Source organism: Corallococcus caeni (assembly GCF_036245865.1).
Classification (GTDB): domain Bacteria; phylum Myxococcota; class Myxococcia; order Myxococcales; family Myxococcaceae; genus Corallococcus; species Corallococcus caeni.
In genome coordinates this window covers 13,699-38,175 of record NZ_BTTW01000001.1, presented here as the reverse complement: position 1 = coordinate 38,175, position 24,477 = coordinate 13,699, and the positions used below count along the sequence as shown (strand labels likewise).

Annotated in this window: 18 protein-coding genes and 1 tRNA gene; 10 read left to right on the top strand and 9 right to left on the bottom strand. The window is 69.1% G+C overall.

From position 1 onward, the window contains the following. Window positions 1–113 precede the first annotated feature (113 nt). Window positions 114–1,715, bottom strand: coding sequence for a hypothetical protein (locus AABA78_RS00180; RefSeq protein WP_338261035.1), 1,602 nt, complete (start codon window positions 1,713–1,715; stop codon window positions 114–116). A 281-nt stretch (window positions 1,716–1,996) separates the two neighbouring features. On the opposite strand from AABA78_RS00180, the gene AABA78_RS00175 reads away from it, so the two are divergent. After that, window positions 1,997–3,535, top strand: coding sequence for an OmpA family protein (locus AABA78_RS00175; RefSeq protein ID WP_338261034.1), 1,539 nt, complete (start codon window positions 1,997–1,999; stop codon window positions 3,533–3,535). Window positions 3,536–3,757: 222 nt separating this feature from the next. On the opposite strand, the gene AABA78_RS00170 is transcribed toward AABA78_RS00175, so the two are convergent. Further along, entirely contained in the window at window positions 3,758–6,820 is a 3,063-nt protein-coding gene (locus AABA78_RS00170; protein ID WP_338261033.1) for a choice-of-anchor D domain-containing protein, read from the bottom strand. 237 nt (window positions 6,821–7,057) lie between these two features. Here AABA78_RS00170 and AABA78_RS00165 point away from each other — a divergent pair, with 237 nt between their 5' ends. Continuing rightward, window positions 7,058–7,993 (top strand): ADP-ribosylglycohydrolase family protein, encoded by a 936-nt coding sequence (locus AABA78_RS00165; RefSeq protein ID WP_338261032.1) that lies wholly within the window; start codon window positions 7,058–7,060, stop codon window positions 7,991–7,993. 4 nt (window positions 7,994–7,997) lie between these two features. Here AABA78_RS00165 and AABA78_RS00160 read toward each other — a convergent pair whose 3' ends face one another. The 3 genes from AABA78_RS00160 to metF are packed head-to-tail and all read right to left on the bottom strand — an operon-like array spanning window position 7,998 to window position 10,341. Beyond that, the gene (locus tag AABA78_RS00160) at window positions 7,998–9,053 is read right to left on the bottom strand and encodes a hypothetical protein (protein WP_338261030.1); all 1,056 of its coding nucleotides are present in this window, start codon (window positions 9,051–9,053) and stop codon (window positions 7,998–8,000) included. Beyond that, window positions 9,050–9,472, bottom strand: coding sequence for a hypothetical protein (locus AABA78_RS00155; protein WP_171413551.1), 423 nt, complete (start codon window positions 9,470–9,472; stop codon window positions 9,050–9,052). The genes AABA78_RS00160 and AABA78_RS00155 overlap by 4 nt, the downstream gene beginning before the upstream one ends. Beyond that, the gene (metF, locus tag AABA78_RS00150) at window positions 9,469–10,341 is read right to left on the bottom strand and encodes a methylenetetrahydrofolate reductase [NAD(P)H] (protein WP_171413550.1); all 873 of its coding nucleotides are present in this window, start codon (window positions 10,339–10,341) and stop codon (window positions 9,469–9,471) included. The genes AABA78_RS00155 and metF overlap by 4 nt, the downstream gene beginning before the upstream one ends. Before the next feature lie 106 nt (window positions 10,342–10,447). Between metF and gcvT the strand changes: the two genes are divergently transcribed. From gcvT to gcvP, 3 genes are all read left to right on the top strand, one after another. Next, window positions 10,448–11,533, top strand: a complete 1,086-nt coding sequence (gcvT, locus tag AABA78_RS00145; protein WP_338261028.1) for a glycine cleavage system aminomethyltransferase GcvT — start codon at window positions 10,448–10,450, stop codon at window positions 11,531–11,533. Window positions 11,534–11,571: 38 nt separating this feature from the next. Then, window positions 11,572–11,955, top strand: a complete 384-nt coding sequence (gene gcvH, locus AABA78_RS00140) for a glycine cleavage system protein GcvH (RefSeq protein WP_338261026.1) — start codon at window positions 11,572–11,574, stop codon at window positions 11,953–11,955. A 112-nt stretch (window positions 11,956–12,067) separates the two neighbouring features. Next, window positions 12,068–14,971, top strand: a complete 2,904-nt coding sequence (gene gcvP / locus AABA78_RS00135) for an aminomethyl-transferring glycine dehydrogenase (RefSeq protein WP_338261025.1) — start codon at window positions 12,068–12,070, stop codon at window positions 14,969–14,971. A gap of 69 nt (window positions 14,972–15,040) precedes the next feature. On the opposite strand, the gene AABA78_RS00130 is transcribed toward gcvP, so the two are convergent. The 3 genes from AABA78_RS00130 to AABA78_RS00120 all read right to left on the bottom strand — a co-directional run bounded on the left by AABA78_RS00130 (window position 15,041) and on the right by AABA78_RS00120 (window position 19,227). Next, the gene (locus tag AABA78_RS00130) at window positions 15,041–15,940 is read right to left on the bottom strand and encodes a cation diffusion facilitator family transporter (protein ID WP_338261024.1); all 900 of its coding nucleotides are present in this window, start codon (window positions 15,938–15,940) and stop codon (window positions 15,041–15,043) included. A gap of 51 nt (window positions 15,941–15,991) precedes the next feature. Further along, window positions 15,992–17,236: an energy transducer TonB family protein gene (locus tag AABA78_RS00125; protein WP_338261023.1), complete on the bottom strand. Its 1,245-nt coding sequence runs from the start codon at window positions 17,234–17,236 to the stop codon at window positions 15,992–15,994. Window positions 17,237–17,355: 119 nt separating this feature from the next. Next, entirely contained in the window at window positions 17,356–19,227 is a 1,872-nt protein-coding gene (locus AABA78_RS00120) for a SpoIID/LytB domain-containing protein (RefSeq protein WP_338261022.1), read from the bottom strand. On the opposite strand from AABA78_RS00120, the gene AABA78_RS00115 reads away from it, so the two are divergent. Beyond that, a complete protein-coding gene (locus AABA78_RS00115) occupies window positions 19,226–20,908 on the top strand; it encodes a right-handed parallel beta-helix repeat-containing protein (RefSeq protein ID WP_338261021.1) in 1,683 nt (560 codons plus the stop codon). The genes AABA78_RS00120 and AABA78_RS00115 overlap by 2 nt on opposite strands. 73 nt (window positions 20,909–20,981) lie before the next feature. On the opposite strand, the gene AABA78_RS00110 is transcribed toward AABA78_RS00115, so the two are convergent. Beyond that, window positions 20,982–21,053: transfer RNA gene (locus AABA78_RS00110), tRNA-Cys, on the bottom strand. Between the two features lie 133 nt (window positions 21,054–21,186). Here AABA78_RS00110 and AABA78_RS00105 point away from each other — a divergent pair. The 4 genes from AABA78_RS00105 to fdxA all read left to right on the top strand — a co-directional run bounded on the left by AABA78_RS00105 (window position 21,187) and on the right by fdxA (window position 24,396). Further along, window positions 21,187–22,338 carry an acyl-CoA dehydrogenase family protein gene (locus AABA78_RS00105; RefSeq protein WP_338261020.1) on the top strand — a complete coding sequence of 384 codons (1,152 nt, stop codon included), beginning with the start codon at window positions 21,187–21,189 and terminating at the stop codon, window positions 22,336–22,338. Between the two features lie 102 nt (window positions 22,339–22,440). Next, the gene (locus AABA78_RS00100) at window positions 22,441–22,791 is read left to right on the top strand and encodes a rhodanese-like domain-containing protein (RefSeq protein ID WP_171413541.1); all 351 of its coding nucleotides are present in this window, start codon (window positions 22,441–22,443) and stop codon (window positions 22,789–22,791) included. 69 nt (window positions 22,792–22,860) lie between these two features. Then, a complete protein-coding gene (gene asd, locus AABA78_RS00095) occupies window positions 22,861–23,949 on the top strand; it encodes an aspartate-semialdehyde dehydrogenase (RefSeq protein WP_338261018.1) in 1,089 nt (362 codons plus the stop codon). Window positions 23,950–24,060: 111 nt separating this feature from the next. After that, window positions 24,061–24,396: a ferredoxin FdxA gene (fdxA, locus tag AABA78_RS00090; protein ID WP_120530736.1), complete on the top strand. Its 336-nt coding sequence runs from the start codon at window positions 24,061–24,063 to the stop codon at window positions 24,394–24,396. Window positions 24,397–24,477: the final 81 nt, after the last annotated feature.

The window sequence follows — 24,477 nt, the reverse complement described above, 5'->3', positions numbered from 1 at the left end:
AGGCTATAATTGGCGGCTGTTACCGGCGAAGACTTCGATCAATGCTGCTGATATATCCTGGCACGGCCGGCAGAGTTTCGATTGAGATCCGACCAGTCATGGAGAGTGTGACGTTAGTTTGAAATCAAGATGGGCCGAACTACCGCCGTCTTGCTACGAGCGACGAGATGGAAGTTCTTGCTCTCGGCGCCGACAATGGCTAGGGACTGCCCGCCTAGAGAGGCAACAACAGCCTCTCCAGTTTCGGTTTCAAACTCGCACCGGGTCCATCCTGTTGCGTCTGTGCGCTCCTCAACCAGGCGGACCACTGGCGCTGCAATTGTAACAAGCCCCTGTGCCGCTGGCGTGGCGAGTGGCCTTAAGGCATCAATTAGACGCAGGCGGATATTGTTCCAGTTTGGAGGAACTTCTTCTTTGGGGTGTGCAAGCTCATTGCGAGCGCTAATCAGGAGTTCCATGGATGGGCCACAAAATGCAGCACGCATTTCGCTGGCTGTCCGCCCTACCTGTTTTAGTGCATGCGCGAATTGAGGCGTCTTTTCGATATCTGTGAGTACTTGTTCGAATAGACGCCGCTTTTGGCCCAGAGTTAGTTCACGAATAGGGCGCTGCTTGCGCGTGGTCAGTTGCCTATCGGCGAGAGATTTTATTCCGTCGACGGAAAGCCAGTCCTTGAGGGAAAGTTCAAGCTCAGCCGTTGCGGATGCAATGAGCGCGCATGCATTGTTCTCCCAATGGCGCTCGAATCTGCGAAGCTCGCGCCAGCTTCTTGCATCCGAGTTGTCGGAAGACGTTCTTGGAGGAGGTTGGTGCAACAGTTCGGAGTATTGTCTCAGTAACCCATCTGGGCGTGGCGCAGGTCGCAATCCAACGTATTGGAGCATCAGTCCGCGAAGCATGTGCTGGTCCGCGTCTATTGGCAGGTGCAGGCCTTTGGCCTGGAGAAACTCCCAGATGGTTGCCGTTGAGAAGAATTCGTCAATGGCGAGAGATGGCCCCTTCTGCAAGGTGTAAATGGCGCAGCGTTCCTTGGTGGAGGCACCAGGAATCTCAGGTAAAATTGCATTTAGACGAACGCCGCCGCGCTCGCAGAGGATGCTGGCAATTGCGTCTTCAGTGTGTTCGTGTGGAAGCGATAGGAGGCCCCAAGGAGTGACAAGCCAGTCTAGGACTATGTATGGTTCTTCGGGATCGGTCTTGAGTGGCCCTAGGGTTGGAATTGAGTTGTTGACTGCTGCCATCAACTCTTCATCTGAGCCATGGAGGCATGCTTGTGCGAGAGTCATGCGCTTGATTGCGAGATCAGCCCCCGTTGTCTGTGCTGCCTGCGCGAAATCCGGAGACACTTGTGTGGCAACAAAATCGAGGTGCGCATCCGAGAGTGCTTCGAGGAGTAGACTGTCTACCAGTTCAGCAGCATCTCCAACCTCACGAGCTTGTCGTGCCTCGGTCATGCCGAGTGGTCCTAAGACACTCTCGTTCCATTGAATGAGGGGCGGCGCGTTGGTCGTCCCATCCCACGTGCCAGCCGCCTTCTGAAGTGCCGCTGCAATATGCTGGATCGGCACATGTGCCGACTGGATGTCGTTGACGTAGTCGTTCTTTGAACGACGTGGGCGAAAGCGCTCTCCGAGCGTTTCTTGGGCGCATTTTCGGAGGAGTTCGATTTCGAGCCTTCTTAGGAGTGCGCTTAAGCGCCTTGTCTGGTTTGTCATTTGGTGTTATTGCGGTGTTTGTGGTGCGTGGGCGTCTTGCATGCCTGAGTTGCCTGCTGTTTGGAGCGGACTTGTCGTCTTCGTTGGGTTGCTTGTTAGGGTGCTTTTAGGGCGGTCGCTGCGATAAGTGTCGACGTGACAAGGATGAAGATCGAGATAGTATCTCAGCTCGGCGGAGCGATGTTCACCACGCTCTGATTAGGATGCGGCGAATGGCACATTCCGCCATTCCCCTTCGCCCCGGGCGGAACCTGACGGATGATGGGCGCATGGGTCCGGCCTTGCACCGATGCGTCCGTGGCGGGGCCGTGCTGGGCCTGCTGTTGCTCGCAAGCCCCGCGCGTGCCCAGGACGCCACGCCCCTGCCCACGTTCTCCCTGGAGCGCCTGGACCCGAATCCGGGCCTGGGGCCCGTGGCGCTCGGAAGCGGAGAGTTGCTCGCGCCCGGGGCGGTGCGCGTCTCCCTGATGGCGCACTACCAGCGGGCACCCCTGACGATTCTGAACGGTTCGGACGAGTACCCGCTCGTCCTGTCCCGGACCACCGGGCTGGTGTCGCTGGCCGTTGGCGTGCTGCCCTGGCTGGAGCTTCAGGCCCAGCTTCCGGGCGTCATCCACCAAAGCGGCGCGGACGTGAGCACCGTGTTGTCCATCTCCCCGCCGTCACGCAGCGGCCTGGGGGCGCCGAGGCTCGCGGCCCGGCTGGGATTGCTGGGGACCTCCGCTCCCGAGGCCTTCCATCTGGCGCTCGACCTGGACGTCCGGTTGCCCGTGGGCGGCTCGGGAGCGCTCGCTCGTGATCAGGGTGTCCGCGGCCAGGGACGGATCATGATGGGGAAGCGCTGGGGGCCCGTGGCTCCGGCGCTGGAGCTGGGCGTGCTCCTGCGTCGCGCCGTGTCGACGGACTCCGGCGTGGACAGCCTCAACGGCGTGGGCAATGAGCTGCGGGCAGGTGTGGGACTGACGGTGGGATACGCCCTGCGCGCGGAGGTGTCCGCGAACGGTGCGTACTCCTGGCGGCAGCAGCGCACCAGCGGTGAGCTGCTCGGGGGCCTTCGCTACGCCCCCGCCCGGCCCTGGGAGTTCTTCGCCATGGGCGGGGCGGGCGTGGGCTCGGAACCGGGGTCCCCGCGCTTCCGGGTGCTCGCGGGACTGGCACTGCTCTTCGACAAGGCGCCACCTCCGCCCCCGGAGGACATCGTCTACGAGATCGTCCAGGGACTGCCGCGCGCCCCCGCCGAACCCCAACTCGAGCCCGAACCCACGCCCTCGGAACCTCCGCCTCCCGAGCCCGCCAAGGACGTGTCGGTCTCCGAAACCGACACGGATGGAGACGGCGTCGTGGATGTGCTGGATGCATGCATCCACGAGCAGGGAACCCGCGAGCACGGCGGTTGCCCCGAGTCCAGTGACCCGCTCGTGACCCTGACCCGCGAGCGCCTTGTCCTCCATGGCCAGGTCTTCTTCGAGGTCGGCGCGACGACGCTGCCGGGCCGCTCGCGCGTGCTGGATGAAGTGGCGCGAGTGCTCCTGGAGCATCCCGAGGTGGAGCGCGTCGTCATCGAGGGGCACACGGACGCGGAAGGTTCCTCTGCGTCGAACCAGCGCCTGTCCCTGGCCCGCGCGGAGGCGGTGCGCGACTACCTTCAGCGGAAGGGCGTCCCGGCCCACCGCCTGGAAGCCCGAGGCCTCGGTGCACGCCGGCCCGCGAGCTCCAACGGGACTCAGGCGGGCAGGGGCGAGAACCGCCGCGCGGAGCTGCTGTTGATCCTGGGCGAGCCCGCTCCGGCCCGCACCATTCCCGCGCCGCCTCCTTCCTGAGCCCTCGGACCGGAGTCCTGCTCGGATGGCTGGAACATGAGAACCCGATAGCGGCTCGCCGTCGGCGGCCTGTCGCACGAACCTGTCCGACAGTCGGACCAGTTGTGACAACCGCGGCGGGCACCCCGACCCTGACGGGCTCCCTCCCCGCAACTGGTCCGACTGTCGGACCGGTTTGGACCGCCGCCTCGGACAGAGGCGGCGGCACGGAGGTGCTCAGGCTCAGCGCAGCCGCCGCCCGCGCCGGAGCATCCCCATGGCGAGGAGCCACATCGCCAGCAGCCCGGCACCGCCCGCCCCACCCACGGAGCAGCCGCTGCCCTCCACCGTGACGGACTCGCCAATCCCCTCCACGGGAACGACGGTCGGGGCGAGTCCGCCTCCGCTCGGCACCACGCGGACCTCTCCGCGCACCGTGCCCGTGCTCGTCGGGTGGAACGTCACTGAAACGCTGGCGCGGCCACCCGCCGGGATGGCTTCGGTCACCGCGCGCGTGTCCACCTGGAAGGCGGCGTCAGAGGACGTCACCTGCACGGTGACGGGCACGTTGCCCGTGTTCACGAGCTCCAGCGGAAGCGCCTGGCTGGTGGCGTTCACGCGCTGGTTGCCGAAGGCGATGGCTCCGGGTGTCACCGTCAGCGCCTGCTGAACGCCAGTCCCCTGCACCGCGATCATCAGCGGGGTGGCGGATGCGTCGTGCCGCAAGGCGAGCGACCCGGCGTACTCGCCGGACCGTGGCGGCTCGAACGCCACGGAGAAGGCGTGACTGGTGCCGGCTTCCAGTTGATGGGGGCGCGGCAGTCCTGACACGGAGAACCCGTCCACCGGATCCAACCCCGTGAGCGTGATGGGGCTCGTGCCGGTGTTGCGCAGCTCCACGACCCGCTGCGGATTCGTTCCCAGGAACTGGGGTCCGAAGGCCAGCGTCGTCACGGAGGCCTCGATGGAAGCCGTGGTCCCGGTGCCCCGCAGCGTCACCTGGGCGGCGCGCGGCGCGTTGCTCTGGACCTCCAGCACGCCGTTCTCCGCCGTGGCCTCAGTGGGCTTGTAGCTGACCTGGAACGTGCGGTTTCCGAGCACCGGCACGCTGGTGCCCACGTTGAGCCCGGAGATCAGGAACGGCCCGGTCACGTTCACCGCCGTCACGTTCAGCGCCTCGCTTCCCGTGTTGAACAGCGTGAACTCCCGCGGCGTGCTCACGGTCCCCAGCCGCTGGCCTCCGAACTCGAGCACGTCGCTCGCCATCCGGGCGATGGCCTGGAGCCCGTCACCCTCCAGCTTCACCACCGTGGGGGACGACGGCGTGTTGGAGAACACCCGGAGCGCGCCGGCCACGGGGCCATCCTCCAGCGGACTGAAGGTGACCTCCATCGTGAAGGCGTCGCGCGGGGTGAGCACCTTGGGCAGCTCCGGGAGCACCACCGAGAACGGCCCCGCCACCGCGATGGTGCTGATGCTGATGGAGTCCGTCCCCGCGTTGACGAGCGTCACCTGCACTGCCTTGCTGCTGCTCCCCACCTCCGTCCGCGAGAAGGACAGCGCCGCGGGGGTGGCGGTCAGCTTTCCTTCGACGCCCTGGCCGCTGAGCGGCACGGCCCGCGTGGAGCCTCCAGGGCCGTCCGCGCTCAGCGTCAGCTCCTGTGTGAACTGGGCGGTGTGCGCAGGCTCGAACGTCACCTGGACCTGGGTCGTGGCACCGGGCGCCAGGCTGAGCCGCGCCGTCGGCGTGACGGCGAAGCCCGTGGGGGCCTGGATGGGCTCCACCACCAGCGTCCCCGCGCCCACGTTCTTCAGCGTCAACGTCTGCGGCGTGCTCACGGAGTTGACCTCCCGTGCGCCGAACGCCAGCGCCGTGCCGCCATCCGACGCGGTGACCTGGAGCGCGGGGACCTCCACGCCGGTGCCCGAGAGGGACACCTTGAACGCGGGGTGGTTCACGTCGTTGCTCCGCAGGATGAGGTCCTTCGTGACGCGCCCGGCGACAGGCGCGAAGGCCACGGTCAGGTCCACCTGCTCCCGGGCCTTGATGATCAGCGGCAGGCCGGCCTCCACCGAGAAGGGCGCGGCCACGTCGAACGCGGTGATGATCAGGTCGGCCTGGCCCATGTTGTTCACCGTCAGCGTCTGGTGAACCGAGTCGATGCCCGCGGTGTGCACGCCGAAGTCCATGGCGGTCGCCGCCACGAAGATGGCGGGCTCGATGCCCGTGCCGTGCAGCGCGACCTCCGCGAGCGGAGTGGTGGAGCCCTGGGACTGGATGTACAGCGGCTGGTTGGCGTCCCCGGCCGTCGCCGTGAAGGTCACCGTGAGCGGGAGGCCGCTGCCGGGCTGCAGCACGACGCCCCCCGCGGGAAGGCCCGTGACGGAGAAGGGCGGCTGGGTCAGGACGGCGGGGATCGTGAGCGGCTGGTTCCCCACGTTCTTCAGCTGGAGGGGGAGGTTCTTGCTCGTGCCAACCCGCACGTCATCGAAGTCGAGCGAGGTCGGGCTGAGCTGGAGCTTCGCGGCCCCGCCGGTCCCCTCGAGGGAGATCCGCAGCTGGGGCAGGTCGGGATCACTGCTCACGACGGTCAACATCCCGGAGTCCGCGCGGTCGACCTTGGGCGAGAACGTCACGTTCACGTCCAGGCTGGAGCGGGGCTTGAGCGTGAAGGGCAGGGTGACGGGCGTCAGCCCGAAGGGAGACGCGGAGGTGACGTTGAGGGAGCGGATGACGAGCGGGGCGACGCCCTCGTTGGTCAAGGTCACCTTCTGCGTGGCGGACGCCCCCACCGCCACCGAGCCGAACGACACCTTGGCGGGATTGAACGTGAGCAGGGGCCGCCCCGCCTGGATGCGGATGTCGGCGGTGGCGAAGCAGTTGGTCTTCTCCGTGCGCAGCGTCAGGGTATTGAGGGCACCGTATTGGTAGCCGGGCAGCCCCGACTGATCACCCGCGACGTACTTGACGGCCTGCGGCACGCAGAAGCCGCAGCTGAACAACGGCCGTGCGGGGAGGGTGAAGGTCCCCAGCGCCAGGTTGTTCATCCGGACGGTGGAGATGCCACCGTCGTAGCCTCGGGCGGCGATGTTCACGAAGACCTCCGTCGCCACCCAACCCGAAGGGAGGGGATCCGCGAAGCTCTGGACCCCACCGTTCCAGTTCCCCGTGTTGTCAGAGCAGGCATAGGAGGCCCGCCCGCAGGTGTCGCACTTGGTCGCGCCCGTCCACGCCACCTGGGCGTTGAACTCCCGGTTCAACTGCACGGCTCGGCTCCGCGAGGTGCCGTCAGGCGTCTCGGGCACGGCGGGTGCCTCGGGCTCCACCGGGGAGCACGCGGAAAGGACAGACAGGCAGAGGGCAGTCAGCAGGGTGAGTCGACGCATTGGAGCGCCTCTCGTGGGGATGGGGTGTCCCGTTCCTGGAAGGAAGGGCGCAAGAGCTTCGCATGATCCGTGAACACCGCGCGAGCCGTCAGCCTTTACATGGATGGTGTCCTGAGTACACGATGGGGCTGGGGCATGGACCTGCGAGGTTGGGACATGGTGAGTCGTGAGGAGCGCATCGCGGGAGGGCTGTATGGGCTGCTCGTCGGAGACGCGCTCGGGGTGCCCTACGAGTTCCACCGGCCGGAGCGGATTCCGCCTCCCGAGGCCATTGAATACGACCCGCCACCGAACTTCGACCGCGCGCACGACCGCGTCCCGCCCGGCACGTGGTCGGACGACGGAGCCCATGCGCTGTGCCTGCTGGATTCGCTGACGCATCAGAAGCGGCTCGACTGCGAGGACCTGGGCCGGCGGCTGGTGAACTGGCAGGACTGGGGCTACCTCGCCGTGGATGGTGACGTGTTCGACGTGGGCATCCAGACCAGCACCGCCCTGCGCAGGCTGCGCGACGGCACGCCCGCGATGCTCGCGGGGCCCAGCGGCACCATGGACAACGGCAATGGCTCACTGATGCGTGTGTTGCCACTGGCCCTGTGGCACCAGGGCAAGGACGCCGCGCTCGTCTCGGATGCCATGGCGCAGTCGCGCGTGACGCACGGCCACGTGCGCGCCCAGGTGTGCTGCGCGCTGTATTGCCTCTGGGCGCGCCGCATCCTGGAGGGCGCGGCGGATCCGTGGGCCGACGCCGTGGCCACCTTCCGCGACCTGTACGTCGAAGGCTTCCCGCAGCGGGAGGAGCTGGAAGCCCACATCCGTCCGGACGACCCGGCACCCGGCACGGGCGGTGGCTACGTCGTGGACTGCCTGCGCTCCGCGCGCGCCTGCGTGGCGAACGGCAAGACCTACGAAGAGGTCGTCAAGTCCGCCATCCGGCTGGGCCACGACACGGACACCACGGCCTGCGTGGCGGGCGGCATCGCGGGCCTCATCTTCGGCCTGAAGGGCATTCCGCACCGCTGGCGTTCCCAGCTGCGCGGACAGGAGCTGGTGGAGCCACTGCTGGAGCGGCTCATGAAGTCGCTGGGCTGAAGCCTCAGTCCGGAAAGATTTCGAGCACGTCCTTCAGCATCGCCGCGCCCGTGCCCCGGGCGCCCTGCTCACCGTTGATGACGGTGTTCACGCCGTGCAGGTCGCTGCGGAACACCGCGCCCATCTCCATCGCGCCCAGCCGGGCCAGGGGATGGGACGCGTCCACGGCGGTGGGCCGCACGCTCCACTCCCACCGGTCCGCGCCCAGCGGCTCGCCGCGCGCCAGGAGCAGCACCTGGCCGCCCTTCGCGCGCGCCGCGTCCAGCTCCGCGCGCGTCACGTCGCGCATGCCCGTCACCGCCACGTCCTTCAGCGTCGTGGGCACGCGCATCACCGCGTTGGCCAGGATGACCAGCTTGCCCGCCGTGTCCCAGCCGTCCACGTCCAGCGTGGGGTCCGTCTCCGCGATGCCCAGCGCCTGCGCCTCCGCCAGCGCGGCCTCGTACGTCCTGCCCTCCGCCATGCGGCACAGGAGCAGGTGGCTGGTGCTGTTGAGCACGCCCTCGAAGCGGCCCAGCTTCCCCAGCGCCAGGTCCCGGCGGCCCACGTTCACCAGCGGCATCGACGCGCCCACCGCGGCGCTGAACCGCAGGCGAGGCCGGCCCGGCGACTCCAGGTCGCTCAGGGCCGCCAGCTCCTGGAACCCCAGCACCAGCGGCCCCTTGCTCGCGAGCACCGCCGGCATGCCGCGCATCAGCGCTTCCCGCGTGATGTCCAGGCCGGGCTGCCCGTCCTGGAAGCTGGTGGGCGTGGCCTCCAGCAGGAGGTCCGCCTTCACCTCGCGCACCAGGTCGCGCCCGCTCATCCCCGGCCGGCCCACCACCGGCAGCGACGCCACCGAGTGCCGCGCCCGCTTCACCGCCAGCACCGCCGCCACGTCCAGCCCATGCGGCGACACCGCCGCGCCACCCGAGTCCGCCAGCCCCACCGGCAACAGCTCCAGCCGGTAGCGCTCCATCAGGAGCGACGCGCGCGACTGGAGGATCTCCAGGAGCGGCACGCCCACGTTGCCCAGGCCCGTGAGCAGGAAGCGCACCGTGCGGACGGCGCGCGGGTTCATGGTGCGAACGCCTCGCGCACGCCGTCGCGGCGCAGCGTGAAGAGCATCCAGACCGCCACCGGAACTCCGACGAAACAGCCCGGCGTCAGCGTGTACATCGCGCAGATGGCGCCCACCGTCGCCAGGCCGTAGCCCTTGAGGTTCATCGCGTTCCATGCGCCCCAGATGGCCAGGAGCCCGCAGAGGATTCCGCCCACGATGGCCAGCGAGAACCCCGTCGTGAACTCCAGCACCACCGGCGCCTGCCCCGGCGTCGCGAAGGGCGACGCCACCTTCAGCGCCGCCAGCACCCCGCCCAGCAGGCTGAAGGTGACGTGCAGCACGCCGACGATGAGCAGGAAGAACGCCGGGAAGCGCACGATCTGGAAGATCTTGAGGCGCGGATCGCCCGGCGGCAGCTGCGGACCCGGGCCGCTCATGACCGCCCCTTCAGCGCGCCCACGATCATCCGCGTCGCGGGGGACTTGTTCAGCGTGTAGAAGTGGATGCCCGGCACGCCGCGCGACAACAGCTCCATGCACTGCACCGTGGCGTGCGCCACGCCCAGCTGCACGACGGCGTCCGGCTGGTCCTTCACGCGCTCCATCTGCAGCGCCAGACGCATGGGCACCGTGGCGCCGCACATGCGCGTGAAGCGTTGGACCTGCTCGTAGTTGGTGATGGGCATGATGCCGGGGACGATGGGGACGTTGATGCCCACCCGCCGCGCCCGCTCCACGAAGTCGAAATAGAAGGCGTTGTCGAAGAAGAGCTGCGTCACCACGAAGTCCATCCCCGCATCCACCTTGGCCTTCAGGTGTTGGAGGTCGTCCTCGCGCGACGCCGTCTCCACGTGGCCCTCCGGATAGCACGCACCCCCGATGCAGAAGTTGAAATCCTCTTCTCGGACGAATCGGACCAGCTCCTCCGCGTAGCGGAAGCCCCCGGGCACCGGCTCGAACGTCGTCTGCCCCTGCGGCGGGTCCCCGCGCAGCAGGAGCACGTTCTCGATGCCTGCCGCGTCGAGCCGGCGCAGCACGTCACGAAGCTCGTCGCGGGTGTGACCCACGCAGGTCAGGTGCGCCATCGCCTCGATGCCGGACTGCTGCTTGATGTGTGTGACCAGCTCCACCGTCCGGTCGCGCGTGCTCCCGCCCGCCCCGTACGTCACCGACACGAACCCCGGCTCCAGCGGCGCAAGCTCCTCCACCGTGCGCAGGAGCGAGGCCACGCCCGCGTCCGTCTTGGGAGGAAAAAACTCGAAGGAGAAGCTTGGCCGGGAGGGATTGAGGCAGTTGCGGATCTTCATGTCGGGAGGAGTTTAGTCCCTTCCGCGTCGGCCTTGATCGGAGAAGGTGCGCCGCTATAGTCCGCGCCGTTTCGCCACCCCCCTTTTTCTGCCCATGGAGAAGTCAATGACCCGGCGTACGCCCCTCAACGAGGCCCACCGCAAGCTGGGGGCCCGGATGGTCGACTTCGTCGGCTGGGACATGCCGGTGCAGTACTCCTCCGTCATCGCCGAGCACGAGGCCGTGCGCACCGCCGTCGGCCTGTTCGACGTCTCCCACATGGGGGAGATTGAGTTCTCCGGCCCCGGCGCGCTGGAGACGGTGAACCGGCTCATCTCCAACGACCTGGCCCGCTGCCAGGACGGCCAGGCCGTATACGCGGGCCTGCTCAACGACCTGGGCGGCTTCGTGGACGACGTCGTCGCCTACCGCTTCAGCCCCGAGCGCATCCTCATCTGCGTCAACTCCAGCAACCGCGAGAAGGACTTCGCCTGGATGAAGGCGCGCGCGGAAGGCGTCACCCCCGTGGACCGCGGGGATGAGTACGCGCAGATCGCCGTCCAGGGCCCCAAGGCCGTGGGGCTGGTGCAGCGCCTGACGAAGGCGGACCTGTCCAAGGTGGGCACCTACCGCTTCACGGAAGGGGAGGTGGCCGGCGTGAAGTCCATCATCTCCCGCACGGGCTACACCGGCGAGGACGGCTTCGAGCTGTACTGCGCCAGCGACGACGCCGTGAAGCTCTGGGACGCGCTCCTGGAGGCCGGGCAGCCGGACGGGGTGAAGCCCTGCGGCCTGGGCGCCCGCGACTCGCTGCGCACGGAGATGAAGTACGCGCTCTACGGCAACGACATCGACGACGCGCACACCGCCCTGGAGGCGGGCCTGGGCTGGATCGTCAAGCTGGACAAGGCGGGCGGCTTCATCGGCAAGGACGCGCTCGTGGCGCAGAAGGCCGCGGGCGTGCCTCGCAAGCTCGTGGGCTTCGAGCTCACCGGCGCCGGCATCCCGCGCCACGGCTACCCCATCCTCAAGGACGGCGTTCGCGTGGGCGAGGTGACGAGCGGCACGCAGGGCCCCACGGTGAAGAAGCCCATCGGCATGGGCTACGTGCCCACAGCGCTCGCCACCGAAGGCTCCACCTTCGACGTGGAGATCCGCGGCCGCGCCGTGCCCGCGGTCGTCGTGAAGACCCCCTTCCTCAAGAAGTCCTGATTCCCTCCCGTTCGCACCCGTTGCGAGGAGCCGCCTCCATGTCTGACAACATCCCGCAGGACCTGAAGTACACGAAGGAGCACGAGTGGGCCCGCATCACGGGCAAGACCATCGTGGTGGGCGTCACGGCCCACGCCCAGGAGTCGCTGGGTGACGTGGTGTACGTGGAGCTGCCGAAGCTGGGCGCCACCATCACCGAGGGCAAGAACTTCGGCGTCATCGAGTCCACCAAGGCCGTGTCGGACCTCTTCGCACCCATCTCCGGCACCGTCGTGAAGGTGAACGACGAGCTCACGGGCAACCCGTCCCTCATCAACTCCGACCCGTACGGGCAGGGGTGGATCGTGGAGGTCGAGCCCTCGGACGCCAGCCAGGTGGGCAAGCTCCTGGACGCCGCCGCCTACGAGCCGCTCACCAAGTAGCCACCGCGCGCGCAAGAAGTCGGGCGCCCCGGTTGTTAGAGACGCTCCACGGGGCGCCGAGCCCGCTCGGACGCCGACCTTCTTGACGCACCTCACGCGAGCCCTTCCGACCATGTCCCTCAACTGGAAGTACCAGGAGTCCTTCGCCGGCCGGCACATCGGCCCGGAGACCCCTGAAGTGAAGCAGATGCTGTCCACGCTGGGCGTCACCTCGCTCGATGCCTTCATCGAGAGCGCGGTGCCCCCCGCCATCCGCTCCCAGGAGCCCCTGCGCCTGCCCGCCGGACGCGGCGAGAACGAGGTGCTGGCGCAGCTGGAGGCCATCGCGGCGAAGAACCAGGTGTTCCGGTCCTTCATCGGCATGGGCTACAGCGACACCCACGTCCCCAACGTCATCCTGCGCAACATCTTCCAGAACCCGGGCTGGTACACCCAGTACACGCCCTACCAGGCGGAGATCGCCCAGGGCCGGCTGGAGGCGCTGCTCAACTTCCAGACGATGGTGACGGACCTCACCGGCATGGAGGTGGCCAACGCCTCCCTGCTCGACGAGGGCACCGCCGCGGCGGAGGCCATGGCGCTGGCCATGCACGCCAAGGGCGACGGCACCGGCGGCGCGTTCTTCGTCTCCGACAGCTGCCACCCGCAGACGGTGGACGTGGTGCGCACGCGCGCCATCCCGCTGGGCGTGGAGGTCGTCGTGGGCGACCACCGCACGGTGGACCTGGCCCAGAAGAAGTTCTTCGGCGCGCTGGTGCAGTACCCGGCGACGGACGGCGTGGTGCACGACTACCGCGCCTTCGGTGAGAAGGTGCACGCGGCGGGCGGCCTGTTCGTCGTCGCGGCGGACCTGCTCGGCCTCACGCTGCTCACGCCCCCGGGCGAGTTCGGCGCGGACGCGGTGGTGGGCAGCGCGCAGCGCTTCGGCGTGCCGCTGGGCTACGGCGGCCCGCACGCCGCCTTCTTCGCCACGAAGAACGCCTACACCCGCGTGATGCCGGGCCGCCTCATCGGCGTGTCCGAGGACGCGCAGGGCCGGCCCGCGCTGCGCATGGCGCTGCAGACGCGCGAGCAGCACATCCGCCGCGAGAAGGCCACGAGCAACATCTGCACCGCGCAGGTGCTCCTGGCCGTGATGGCCGGCATGTACGCCGTCTACCACGGGCCGGAGGGGCTCAAGGCCATCGCGGAGCGCGTGCACGGGCTCACGGTGGTGCTGTCGCGGGGCCTGGCGAAGCTGGGCTTCAAGCCGAAGCATGATCAGTTCTTCGACACGCTGCGCGTGGAGCTGACGCCTCCCCAGGTCAGGGGCGTGCTGGCCGCCGCCGAAGCGTTGAAGATGAACTTCCGTCGCATCGACGAGAAGACGCTGGGCCTGGCGCTGGACGAGACGACGCGCGCCAAGGACGTGGAGGACATCCTCGCGGCCTTCATCCAGGGCGCGAACAAGTCCGCGGCCCCGGTGAACCTGGACGAGGTGGCCGCGAACCTGGAGAGCCCGCTCGCCCCCGAGCTGCGCCGCCAGAGCGCGTACCTCACGCACCCGGTCTTCAACCGCTACCACTCCGAGACGGAGATGCTGCGGTACGTGCGCCGGCTGGAGGCGAAGGACCTGTCCCTCACGCACTCCATGATTCCGCTGGGCAGCTGCACCATGAAGCTCAACGCCACCGCGGAGATGATCCCGGTGACGTGGCCCCAGTTCAGCAAGCTGCACCCGTTCGCGCCCACGTCGCAGGCGGCCGGCTACAAGGTCATCTTCGAGCAGCTGGAGCACGCGCTGTCTCAGGTCACGGGCTTCGCCGGGTGCTCGCTGCAGCCCAACGCGGGCAGCCAGGGTGAGTACGCGGGCCTGCTCGTCATCCGCGCCTACCACCAGGCGCGCGGGCAGGGGCACCGCGACGTGTGCCTCATCCCGTCCTCCGCGCACGGCACCAACCCGGCCTCCGCGGTGATGGCCGGCTACCGTGTCGTCGTCACCAAGTGCGACGAGAACGGCAACATCGACCTGGGTGACCTGCGCGCCAAGGCGGACGAGCACAAGGACAAGCTCGCCGCGCTGATGGTGACGTACCCGTCCACGCACGGCGTGTTCGAGGAGGAGATCCGCGAGATCTGCTCCACCATCCACGAGCGCGGCGGCCAGGTGTACATGGACGGCGCCAACCTCAACGCGCAGGTGGGCCTCACCGCGCCGGGGCTGGTGGGCGCGGACGTCTGCCACATCAACCTGCACAAGACGTTCTGCATCCCGCACGGCGGTGGCGGCCCGGGCATGGGCCCCATCTGCGTGGCGCCCCACCTGGTGAAGTTCCTCCCCGGACACCCGGTCATCCAGACGGGCGGGGCGGAGGCCATCGGCGCCATCTCCGCGGCGCCGTGGGGCAGCGCCAGCATCCTGCTCATCTCCTGGATGTACGTGCAGATGATGGGCGGCGAGGGCCTGACGCAGGCCACGAAGCTGGCCATCCTCAACGCCAACTACGTCGCGGAGCGGCTCCAGCCGCACTACCCGGTGCTCTACCGGGGCAAGCGCGGCCGGGTGGCCCACGAGTGCATCGTGGACCTGCGCCCGCTCAAGAAGACCGCGGGCGTGGAGGTGGAGGACGTGGCCAAGCGCCTGATGGACTACGGCTTCCACGCGCCCACCGTGTCGTTCCCGGTGGCGGGCACGCTGATGATCGAGCCCACGGAGTCCGAGTCCAAGGCGGAGCTGGACCGCTTCTGCGACGCGATGATCGCCATCCGCCAGGAGATCCGCGACGTGGAGGAGGGCCGCGCGCCCAAGGACAACAACGTCCTGAAGAACGCGCCGCACACCGCGCGCACCCTCACCGCGCCGGAGTGGAACCGCCCGTACACCCGTGAGCAGGCCGTGTTCCCCACGGCGTGGGTGCGTGACAACAAGTTCTGGCCGTCCGTGGGACGCCTGAACAACGTGCTCGGGGACCGGAAGCTCGTGTGCTCGTGCCCGCCCATCGAGGACTACGACACGCCCGAGCAGAAGGTCGCTTAAGGCGGCGTCTTCGCCAGCAGCAGTCACCGGGGCCGTCTTCCAGCGCATCGGAAGGCGGCCCTCGTGTTTCTAGCGGGCCTTCGCGGGCTCCACGTGCACCACCACGTCCACCACCTGGGGGTAGGCGTCGTGCAGCGTCTGCTCCACCTTGTCCGCGACCTCGTGGGCCTGCGCGGTGGTGAGCTGCGGGTCGACCTCGATCTTCAGGTCCACGTAGACGCTCTCCTCCATGCCCCGGCTGCGCACGTCGCGGCACGAGCGCACGCCGGCCACCGCCAGCGTGCGCTGGGACACCTGCGCCGGGTCCAGGCGCGCGGTGTCGGAGAGGATGCCCACCGCCTGCCGGACGATGCCGTAGGCCACCCACGCGACGAAGAGCATCACGGCCAGCGCCACCAGCCCGTCCGCGCGGGGGAAGCCCAGCGCCACCAGGCCGATGGAGATGAGCACCGCGATGGTCACGAACACGTCCGACAGCGTGTGCTGCGCGTCCGCGAGCAGCAGCGAGCTCTTGTACTTCTGCCCGTAGTGCCGCTCCACGCGGGTGACGGCCAGGTTGATGACGAGCGTGAGGACCATCACCGCCGCCATCGTCACGGACACCGTGGGGTGCTTGTCGTGCAGGAGCGAGTCGAACGCCATGCGCCCCAGCTCCAGCATGCCCACGCCAATCATCGCGCCGATGCCCAGCGACGCGAGCGCTTCGAATTTGCCGTGGCCGTAGGGGTGGTCCGCGTCCGCCGGCCGCGACGCGACGCCCATGGCGACGAGCCCCAGCACGTTGGAGCCGCCGTCAATGAACGAGTGCAGCCCGTCCGCCGTCACCGACGCGGACTGGGCCATGAGGCCGAAGACGAGCTTCGCGACGGCCACCACCCAGTTGGCCACGAGGATGGCCAGCAGGACGAAGCGGACCTTCCGGTTGCGCTCCTGGAGCGCGGCGCTGCGGTCGACGAGGGGGGCTTCCACGGTGGGGCAGGGTAGTGCCTCATGCCGCCCATCGCGAGGGCTCCGTGGCGCCTACTGTCGGAACAGCCGCATCCGGGGGCCCCCGCCCATCTCCAGGAAGAAGCCGAACTGGAAGCGCACCGTCGCGTCCTGGCTCAAGAGTCCGGAGGGCGGGTTGGGGAAGGGCTGCGCGCGCTTGAAGGAGGCCACGGCCTCCATGTCCAGGAAGTCCAGGCCGCTGCTCTTCTCCACCTGGATGTCCTTCACCGCGCCGCGCTCGTCCAGGGTGATGGTGAGCAGCGTCTGGCGGTCGCGCCCGGAGTAGATGTTCCCCGTCGGGTCGCGCATGCGCAGCTGCTCGTTGGGGTTCCAGTGCATGCCCACGCTCTGCTTCACGCGGTTGAAGAAGCTGGCGTACTTCCACTCGCGCGTGTTGAGGAAGGTGCCGTCGCCCTCCTCCTGGTCCTGGAGCATGTCGTTGGGCGCCGCGCCCACCACCTTGTCCATGGCCGCCTGCGACGGCATCAGCGTGGCCAGGCCCGGGGAGCCGGTGCGGCCCGTGGAGCCCTCCTGCTCGCTGTTTTCACCCTCGCCGGGCTGGATGCGCAGGCGCTTCGCGTTGCCCTGCGTGGCCTCGCTCTCCGACTGGTTGTTCACCGCCATGCCCGGGCCGCGCTCGCGCGGATCCGTCTTCATGGCGATCTCCTGCTTGCGGCGCGTCTCCGGCATCTCGAAGACGGGCTTCTTGCCGCCCTGGGACTGGGGCCGGTCGTCCGCGCCCTGGCCGTTGTTGCCCGACACGCGCGGAGGCTGCACCTGCTCCTGCTGCGCGCCCTCCTGCTTCTGGGGCGCGGTCCGCTGGGGCATGGCGTTGCGGTAGAAGGCCGTCTGGTCCTTCGCGCGCGTCTCCTTCTCCACCGTGTTGTTGTGCTCGGCCAGGTACTTCGCGTCCGGGGACTGCTGATCATTCCCCGGCGCCACGTCCACCACCTGGCCCTGGGGCTTCGTCTCGTCCGGCTTCTTCTCTTCCTTCGGCTCGCGCTTCTCCGTGGGGCGGGGCTTCGTCTGCTGCTGTGCCACCGTCCCCCGGTTCTTCGCCCACTGCTCCGACGTGAGCGGCCTCACCGCCACGGACGTGGGCCGCGCGGGGCGCTTCTCATGCGGGAGGCTGCCCTGGATGACGGACACCAGGAGCACGAAGCCCACGAAGGCGGCCTGGGCCAGGAGCGCCAGGATGCCCGCCACCAGATAGCGCAGGGGGGCGCGCTGCTTCCGCGCGCGCCGCTGACGCCAGTCTGTCGAGGAACCCGTGCCCACGGCCTGATGATAAACCTCCGGACCGCTTCTTCAGTCCCGAACGTGCGGCCCGTAACACGCGGGACATCAAAGAGATTCACGAGCCCGTCAGCGGGTGCGCGCGAATTGTTCCCTGGACTTCAGTAGATGGGGGCCACCTCCGCCCCGTTGAAGTAGAAGCGAAGGATCTCCGGATAGCCCTGGCCCGCCTCCGCCCGGCCGATGGCGCCTGTCTGACACATGCCCACGCCGTGGCCCCAGCCGCCGCCCCGGAACAGCCATCCGGTGAGCCGGCCCTCGGCGTCCCGCTCGGCCTCCACCGTGGCCATGCTGCTGTTGAGCATCCCGAAGAGCCGCCGGATGTTCAGCTCCCCGCGCACCTGGGTGGCCCCCTGCGTGCCGGACACGGTGAGCAGCCGGGCACGCCCGGAAACCCCGCGCTCGGACAGGGCGAGCCCCTGGACCGCCCCCACGCCCAGCTTCTCCGTGAGCGCGTCCACCTGCCCTTGCGTGAAGCGCTTCTCCCACCGGAACTTCGTCGGCTGCGCGAAGCTGGACAGCTTGCACGCGGCGGGCACGTCCGACGTCGCCAGCCACGCCCTGAGGTTCGACGGCCCGGGCACGTCCGGCGCGGGCGCCAGCAGGTCCGGACGGCCGCGCAGGCTGGGGTCCGGCGGGCCGCCCCACACCACGTCGTTGTCCTCGGTGTGGCCGCCGCACACGGCGCTGTAGACGGAGTCCACCAGCCGCCCGTCCTGGCTGAAGAGAGCCTGGCCCCGGGTGGCCTCCACCGCGGCGGTGGTGCTGGCCGCCTCTCCGGTGCGGCCCCGGTACACCGCGCAGTGCTGCTCCGAGCACAGCAGGTACGGATCCGCCAGGTGCTTGATGCCCACCTTCGCCAGCACCTCGCCCCGGGCGGTGACGGCCTGCGCCTTGAGCGCCTCCGGGTGCGCGCGCGCGAAGATTTCAGACGGCACCAGCCCCTTGAGCAGGTCCTCCAGGCCCACCACGTTCACCACCGCGAGCTTGCCGCTCCGGTCCACCGCGAACTGGAGCGCGCCCCGGAAGCTGCGGTCCTCGAAGGCGTGGAAGTCGTAGCCCACGCCGTACTCCACCTGCCGCACGTCGAAGCCGCTGCCGTCCGGCGTCTCCGCGTCCAGCCGGTCCTGCGCCAGGCCCACCACGGCGTCGTTCTCGTCCTTCAGCTCCAGGATGGCGCTGGCCGGCTTGCGGACCTCCTCGAAGAGGGTGGTGCGCAGGCCGTAGCGGTGCAGCAGCTCCGCCTGCTGCTTCGCGGCGGCGGCGGGCGTCAGCGCCTCGTCCCCCAGCAGGAGGTAGCGCCGGTTGTCGATGACCTTCCCCGCGATGCCGTACACGGAGCCCAGCGTGTGCGTGCGCACCGCGAGCCCCCGCGCGCGCCACGTCTCCTGCGCCTCCGCGAGCCCCGCCTTGTCCGCGAAGCGGAACTCGCCCAGCTGCACCCGCGCGCTCCACTGCGCGGGTTCGCCCTGCGTCACCCGCACCGTCCAGCGCGAGCCCGCGGGCGCGTCCAGCATCTTGTCGCCCGGGCCCCCGAAGCGAAGGCGCATCCGGCCGCGCGGCGAGAACGTCACAACGTCGCGCCCCTCCATGAGCTTGATGGGGAGGCGCGGCTCGCCGTTGCGGAAGTCCAGGCGCTTCAGGTCCTGGGGCCCGGGCAGGCCGGCCGTGAGCGGATCCTCCAGGCCACTGCTGGGCACGGGGGCCTTCACGCCCGCGTCCGCGGCGGCGCTGGCCGGGACGGAGACCTCCGGCTCGCCCAGCCCTCGGGTGCCAGGGGCAGGGGAGGGCGCCGGCGTGGCGCAGGAGACGAGCAGCAGGGCGGTCAGGAGCAGGACGGCTTTGGACACGGCGGCGGCACCGTAGCCGCCGCGGGGCCGAGCGTCACGGTTCTCCCTCCCAGTCCGGGGCGCCCTGGCGTGGATGACCGGCAGTGAATAGAACGCCCGACGCCGTGCGTTGCTCCTGCTCATGCGAATTCCTGGAGGCAACGGCTTGAAGACGCGAAACACCCTGGTGGCCTCCCTGGCTGCCTGCACCCTGGCGCTCGGGCTCACCGCTTGTGGCGGCGGCGGTGGTTCTGGCGGGGGCGCCGGCGGTTCCTCGAGCGGCGGCGGTGCCCAGCCCCCCGCGGCGAACACGGGGGCCACCCCCAAGGTCGAAAAGACGCCCACCAGCCCGGGCCAGGCGCCGCCCATCGGCGTGCAGCCGGTGGAGAACACGCCCGCCGCGCAGATGCCGGCGCACGCCGACCACGCGCCCATCGCGGAGCCCGGTCCCCAGCCCGCCGTCAGCGCCAAGGTCATGACGGAAGCCCCCGCCACCCCGCCCGCCAACGAGTGGGTCGTGTCGCCGACGGGAGATGACGGCGCGCAGGGCACGGCGGCCGCGCCGCTGCGCACCATCGCCATGGCGGTGGGCAAGGCTGGCCCTGGCGATCGCATCCGCGTGCTCGCGGGCACCTACGCCGAGCGCGTGGTGCTGGGCGACAACGCCAGGGCCGGCACGCCCGAAGCGAAGATCACCCTCCAGGGAGAGGGCCGCCCCAAGCTCACGCCGGGCAGCGGCTCGGGCGCCGCGGTGCAGGTGCGCCGCGCGAACTGGGTCATCGACGGGTTCGACATCGACGTGCAGTCGCAGCCCATCTTCGGCGTCACCTTCGAGGGCGACGTGCAGGGCACGGTGCTGGCCAACTCGGAGCTCCACGGCGGCACCGGCGGCGCGGGCATCACCATGTTCAACAACGCCCGCGGCCCCACCATCGAGAACAACAACATCCACGACTTCGTGCGCAACACCGGCAACAAGGACTCGCACGGCATCGTGATGCAGCCCGCGTCCTACGACGTGACGGTGCGCAACAACGACATCCACGACGTCTCCGGTGACTCCGTGCAGTGCCTGGGGCCCGAGGGCTTCAGCACCCTGCCGCCCGCCACGGGCCTGCTGGTGGAGAACAACCACCTGTTCAGCAACCGGGAGAACGCCGTGGACATCAAGACGTGCCACGACGTCGTCATCCGCAACAACCGGATGCACAAGTTCCAGGCGAACGACACGGCGAAGGGCGAGGCGCTCGTCATCCACTACTCCGCCAACAACGTGCTGGTGGAGGACAACGAAATCTACGACGCCTCCAAGGGCATCTCCGTGGGCGGCAACCACGAGGGCCCGGTGCCCCAGGCCGTCGTCGTGCGCCGCAACCGCGTGCACGACATCACCGACGCGGGCGGCGGCGAAGGCACGGGCATCCGCCTGGAGAACTCCAAGGGCACCGTGGTGGTGAACAACACCGTCACCCGCGCCAAGGCCGGCATCATCCTGGGCCACGGCACGGGCGGCCCCACGGAGTCGCTGCGCGTGGAGAACAACATCGTGGACGCCCCTGTCAGCGTGGACGTGGGCGGCCAGGCCCCCGGCCTCAAGATGGGCTCCAACCTCTACCCGGCCAGCACGCAGTTCATGAAGAACGGCCAGCCCCAGGCCCTGGACGCCTTCAAGGCCGCCACGGGGGACACCACCTCCAACGGCGGTGACGTCACGGTGTCGGAGGCCTTCGCCCCGTCGGCGGCCGCCCAGGACAAGGGCCAGGACCAGGGACAGCCCTTCTGCGGCGCCGGCCCGGACATCGGCGCGGTGGAGATGGGCTGCTAGGCCCCACCCGGGAAGGCACCCCCGGAAAAACAGAAGGCCCGATGCGGAGTTCCGCATCGGGCCTTTTTCTGTGAGGCGCCACCCGGATTCGAACCGGGGAATGAAGGTTTTGCAGACCTTTGCCTTACCACTTGGCTATGGCGCCGGAAGCGATTGGGGCCGGGGTTATACGCAGCCCCGTAGGAGCCGGTCAAGGAAGCAACACCATCCAGCCCCGCTTCTCGTCCCGGTACCATGCGGCGCGGGATGTCGGACACCACCGAGCGAGGGAGCACACGATGCTGCAGGGCCATGGGGTCTTCCAGGAAGAGCACGACGCCTTCCGGCGTACCGTCCGGGCGGTGGTGGACAAGGAGCTGCGCCCGTTCGCCGCCGAGTGGGAGGCCCGCGAGGAGTTCCCCCGGGAGCTGTTCACCCGCTTTGGCGAGCTGGGCTTCCTGGGCCTGAAGTACCCGGAGGCCTACGGGGGCACGGCCGCCGGAGAGCTGTACGAGGCGGTGCTGCTGGAGGAGCTGGGCCGCTGCGGCTCCGGCGGAGTGGCCGCGGGGCTGGGCGGGCAGTTCACCATCGCCACCGGCCCCGTGCACCTGTTCGGCACGGAGGCCCAGAAGCAGCGCTGGCTGGCCCCCGCCATCCGGGGGGAGAAGGTGGGCGCCCTGGGCATCACCGAACCGGACGCCGGCTCGGACGTGGCGGGGCTGCGCACCACCGCCCGCCGCGACGGCGACCACTACGTCGTCAACGGCTCCAAGACGTACATCACCAACGGGGTGCGGGCGGACTTCGTGGTGCTGGCGGTGAAGACCGACCCGTCGCGCGGCCACAAGGGCCTGTCCATGCTGGTGGTGGAGCGGGGCACGCCGGGCTTCAGCGTGGGGCGCAAGCTCCAAAAGGTGGGCTGGCGCGCGTCCGACACCGCGGAGCTCTTCTTCGAGGACTGCCGCGTGCCGGCGGAGAACCTGCTGGGCGTGGAGAACCAGGGCTTCTCGCAGATCATGGGCAACTTCCAGTGGGAGCGCCTGTCGCTCGCGCTGGGCGCGGTGGGCGCCATGGACGACATGCTGGAGACGGTGCTGGAGCACGTGAAGCAGCGCCGCGCCTTCGGGCAGACGCTGGCCGGCTTCCAGGTGGTGCGCCACAAGCTGGCGGACCTCTACACGGCCCGTGAATGCGCGCGACAGCTCACCTACCACGCGCTGCGCCTGCACGTGGCCGGCGAGTACGCCGTCGCGCAGACCTCCATGGCCAAGAAGGTCGCGACGGAGACGTGCTGCCGCGTGGCCGACGAGTGCCTCCAGCTCCACGGCGGCGCGGGCTACATGATGGAGTACGACATCCAGCGTCATTGGCGCGACGCGCGGCTGGGCCCCATCGGCGGCGGCACCAGCGAGGTGATGAACGAGATCATCGCCAAGCAGTTGGGGCTCTGAGCCCCGGGAACCTCCTGGAAGCAGGCGGGCAGGCGGGCGGGAAGAGGGGAAAAGGCGCTCCGGTTCATGTTCGATGGAGCCTGTCGCCTCGGGGAGGTCCCGGTGGAGCCCACCATCATTTGCGATGAGTTGTTCATGCGTCTGGGGGACGAGGATGTGCTCGTCCTGGATTGCCGCGACGCGATGGACTGGGAGCGGTTCGAGATCCACATCCCCGGCGCGCTGCGCATGACGGCCTCGGAGATCGCCCGGGACCTGGCGATGCTGCCGGACGACGAGCTCATCGTCCTGTGCGGCACCACCCAGGACTGCGCGGACATCCGCCGCGTGTGCCGCGTGTTGCGCCTGAGGGGGCGCAACGCCGTCTGCCTCGCGGGCGGACTCCACGCCTGGGTGACGGGGGGCTACCCCACGGAACGCCACGCGCGCGCCTCCTCCCACGCCCACCGTTGAGCGGCGGATGCAGCGCGTCGTGAAACGGTGTAAGGAGCGCCCTGCCGCCCCCACCGGAGACTCCCCACGATGGCCAAGCTTCGCGCCGTGCTCATTGGCGCCACCGGACTCGCGGGTCAGCAGTTCATCGCTGCCCTGAAGGACCACCCGTTCATCGAGCTCACCGGGCTCGCCGCCTCGCCCCGCTCCGCGGGAAAAACGTACGCGGACGCCCTGCGCGCCTCCAACGGCATGCTGGCCTGGTTCGTCCCGGAGCCGCTGCCGGAGGCCATCGCCCGCATGACCGTGGTCAGCGGCGACGCCGTCCAGGCGAAGGACTACGACATCGCCTTCTCCGCCGTGGAGGCGGACGTCGCGCGGGAACTGGAGCCGCGCCTGGCCCGGGACATCCCGGTGTTCTCCGCCGCGAGCGCCTTCCGCTACGACGCGGACGTGCCCCTGCTCATCCCCCCCGTCAACGCCGCCCACGCCCCGCTCATCAACGAGCAGCGCCGGCAGCGCGGGTGGAAGGGCTTCATCGTCCCCATCCCCAACTGCACCACCACCGGCCTGGCCGTGACGCTGGCCCCCCTGGCCGAGCGCTTCGGCGTGAAGGCCGTGCTGATGACCAGCCTCCAGGCCATGTCCGGCGCGGGGCGCTCCCCCGGCGTCATCGGCCTGGACATCCTCGACAACGTCGTGCCCTACATCCCCAAGGAGGAGCACAAGGTCGAGGTGGAGACGAAGAAGATCCTCGGGGCGCTCAACCCCGCGGGCGCGGCGCTCACCCCGCACGACGTGCGCATCTCCTGCACCTGCACCCGGGTCGCCGTCCTGGAGGGCCACACCGAGTCCGTCTTCGTGTCGCTCGGGAAGAAGGCCAGCGTGGCGGAGGTCACCCAGGCGATGCGTGAATGGCAGGGCGCCCAGGTGGCGAAGGACCTGCCGTCCGCTCCGCCCCGGTGGATCGAAGTGCTGGATGACCCGTTCCGCCCCCAGCCCCGCATGGACCGGGACACCCACGGCGGCATGGCCACCACGGTGGGTCGCATCCGCGAGGACGGTGTGCTGGAGAACGGCTTCAAGTACGTCCTCGTCTCCCACAACACGAAGATGGGGGCCGCCAAGGGCGCAATCCTCGTCGCGGAGCTGCTCCGGGCGCAGGGCTTGCTGGGCTGACCTGGGAACGAGGCTGGGGGAGGCCCTAAATTCAGGGTGCCAAGCCCGGCCGCAACCATCTACTGTGCGCGGCCACGGACGCGCGGAATACCGCACAGAGGAGAGATCAACATGGCCTATGTCGTCGCCGAGCCTTGCATCAAGTGCAAGTACACCGACTGTGTCGAGGTGTGCCCGGTCAACTGCTTCTACGAGGGTGCGAACTTCCTCGTGATCCACCCGGACGAGTGCATCGACTGCGGCGCTTGCGAGCCCGTCTGCCCGACCAAGGCGATCTTCCCCGAGACCGAGCTGCCCTCGGAGTGGTCGGAGTACAAGAAGCTCAACACGGACTTCTCCGCCAAGTGGCCCAACATCGCGGAGAAGAAGGCCGCGCTGCCCGAGGCCGAGGAGTACAAGGACAAGAAGGGCAAGCGCGCGGAGCTGAACACCGCGCCCGGGAAGTAATCGCGGGCCGCGTCCGAGCGTGCCCGTCGTGGTGAAGGCCCTCGCGCCCCCTGGCGTGAGGGCCTTCGTCGTTCGTGGCGG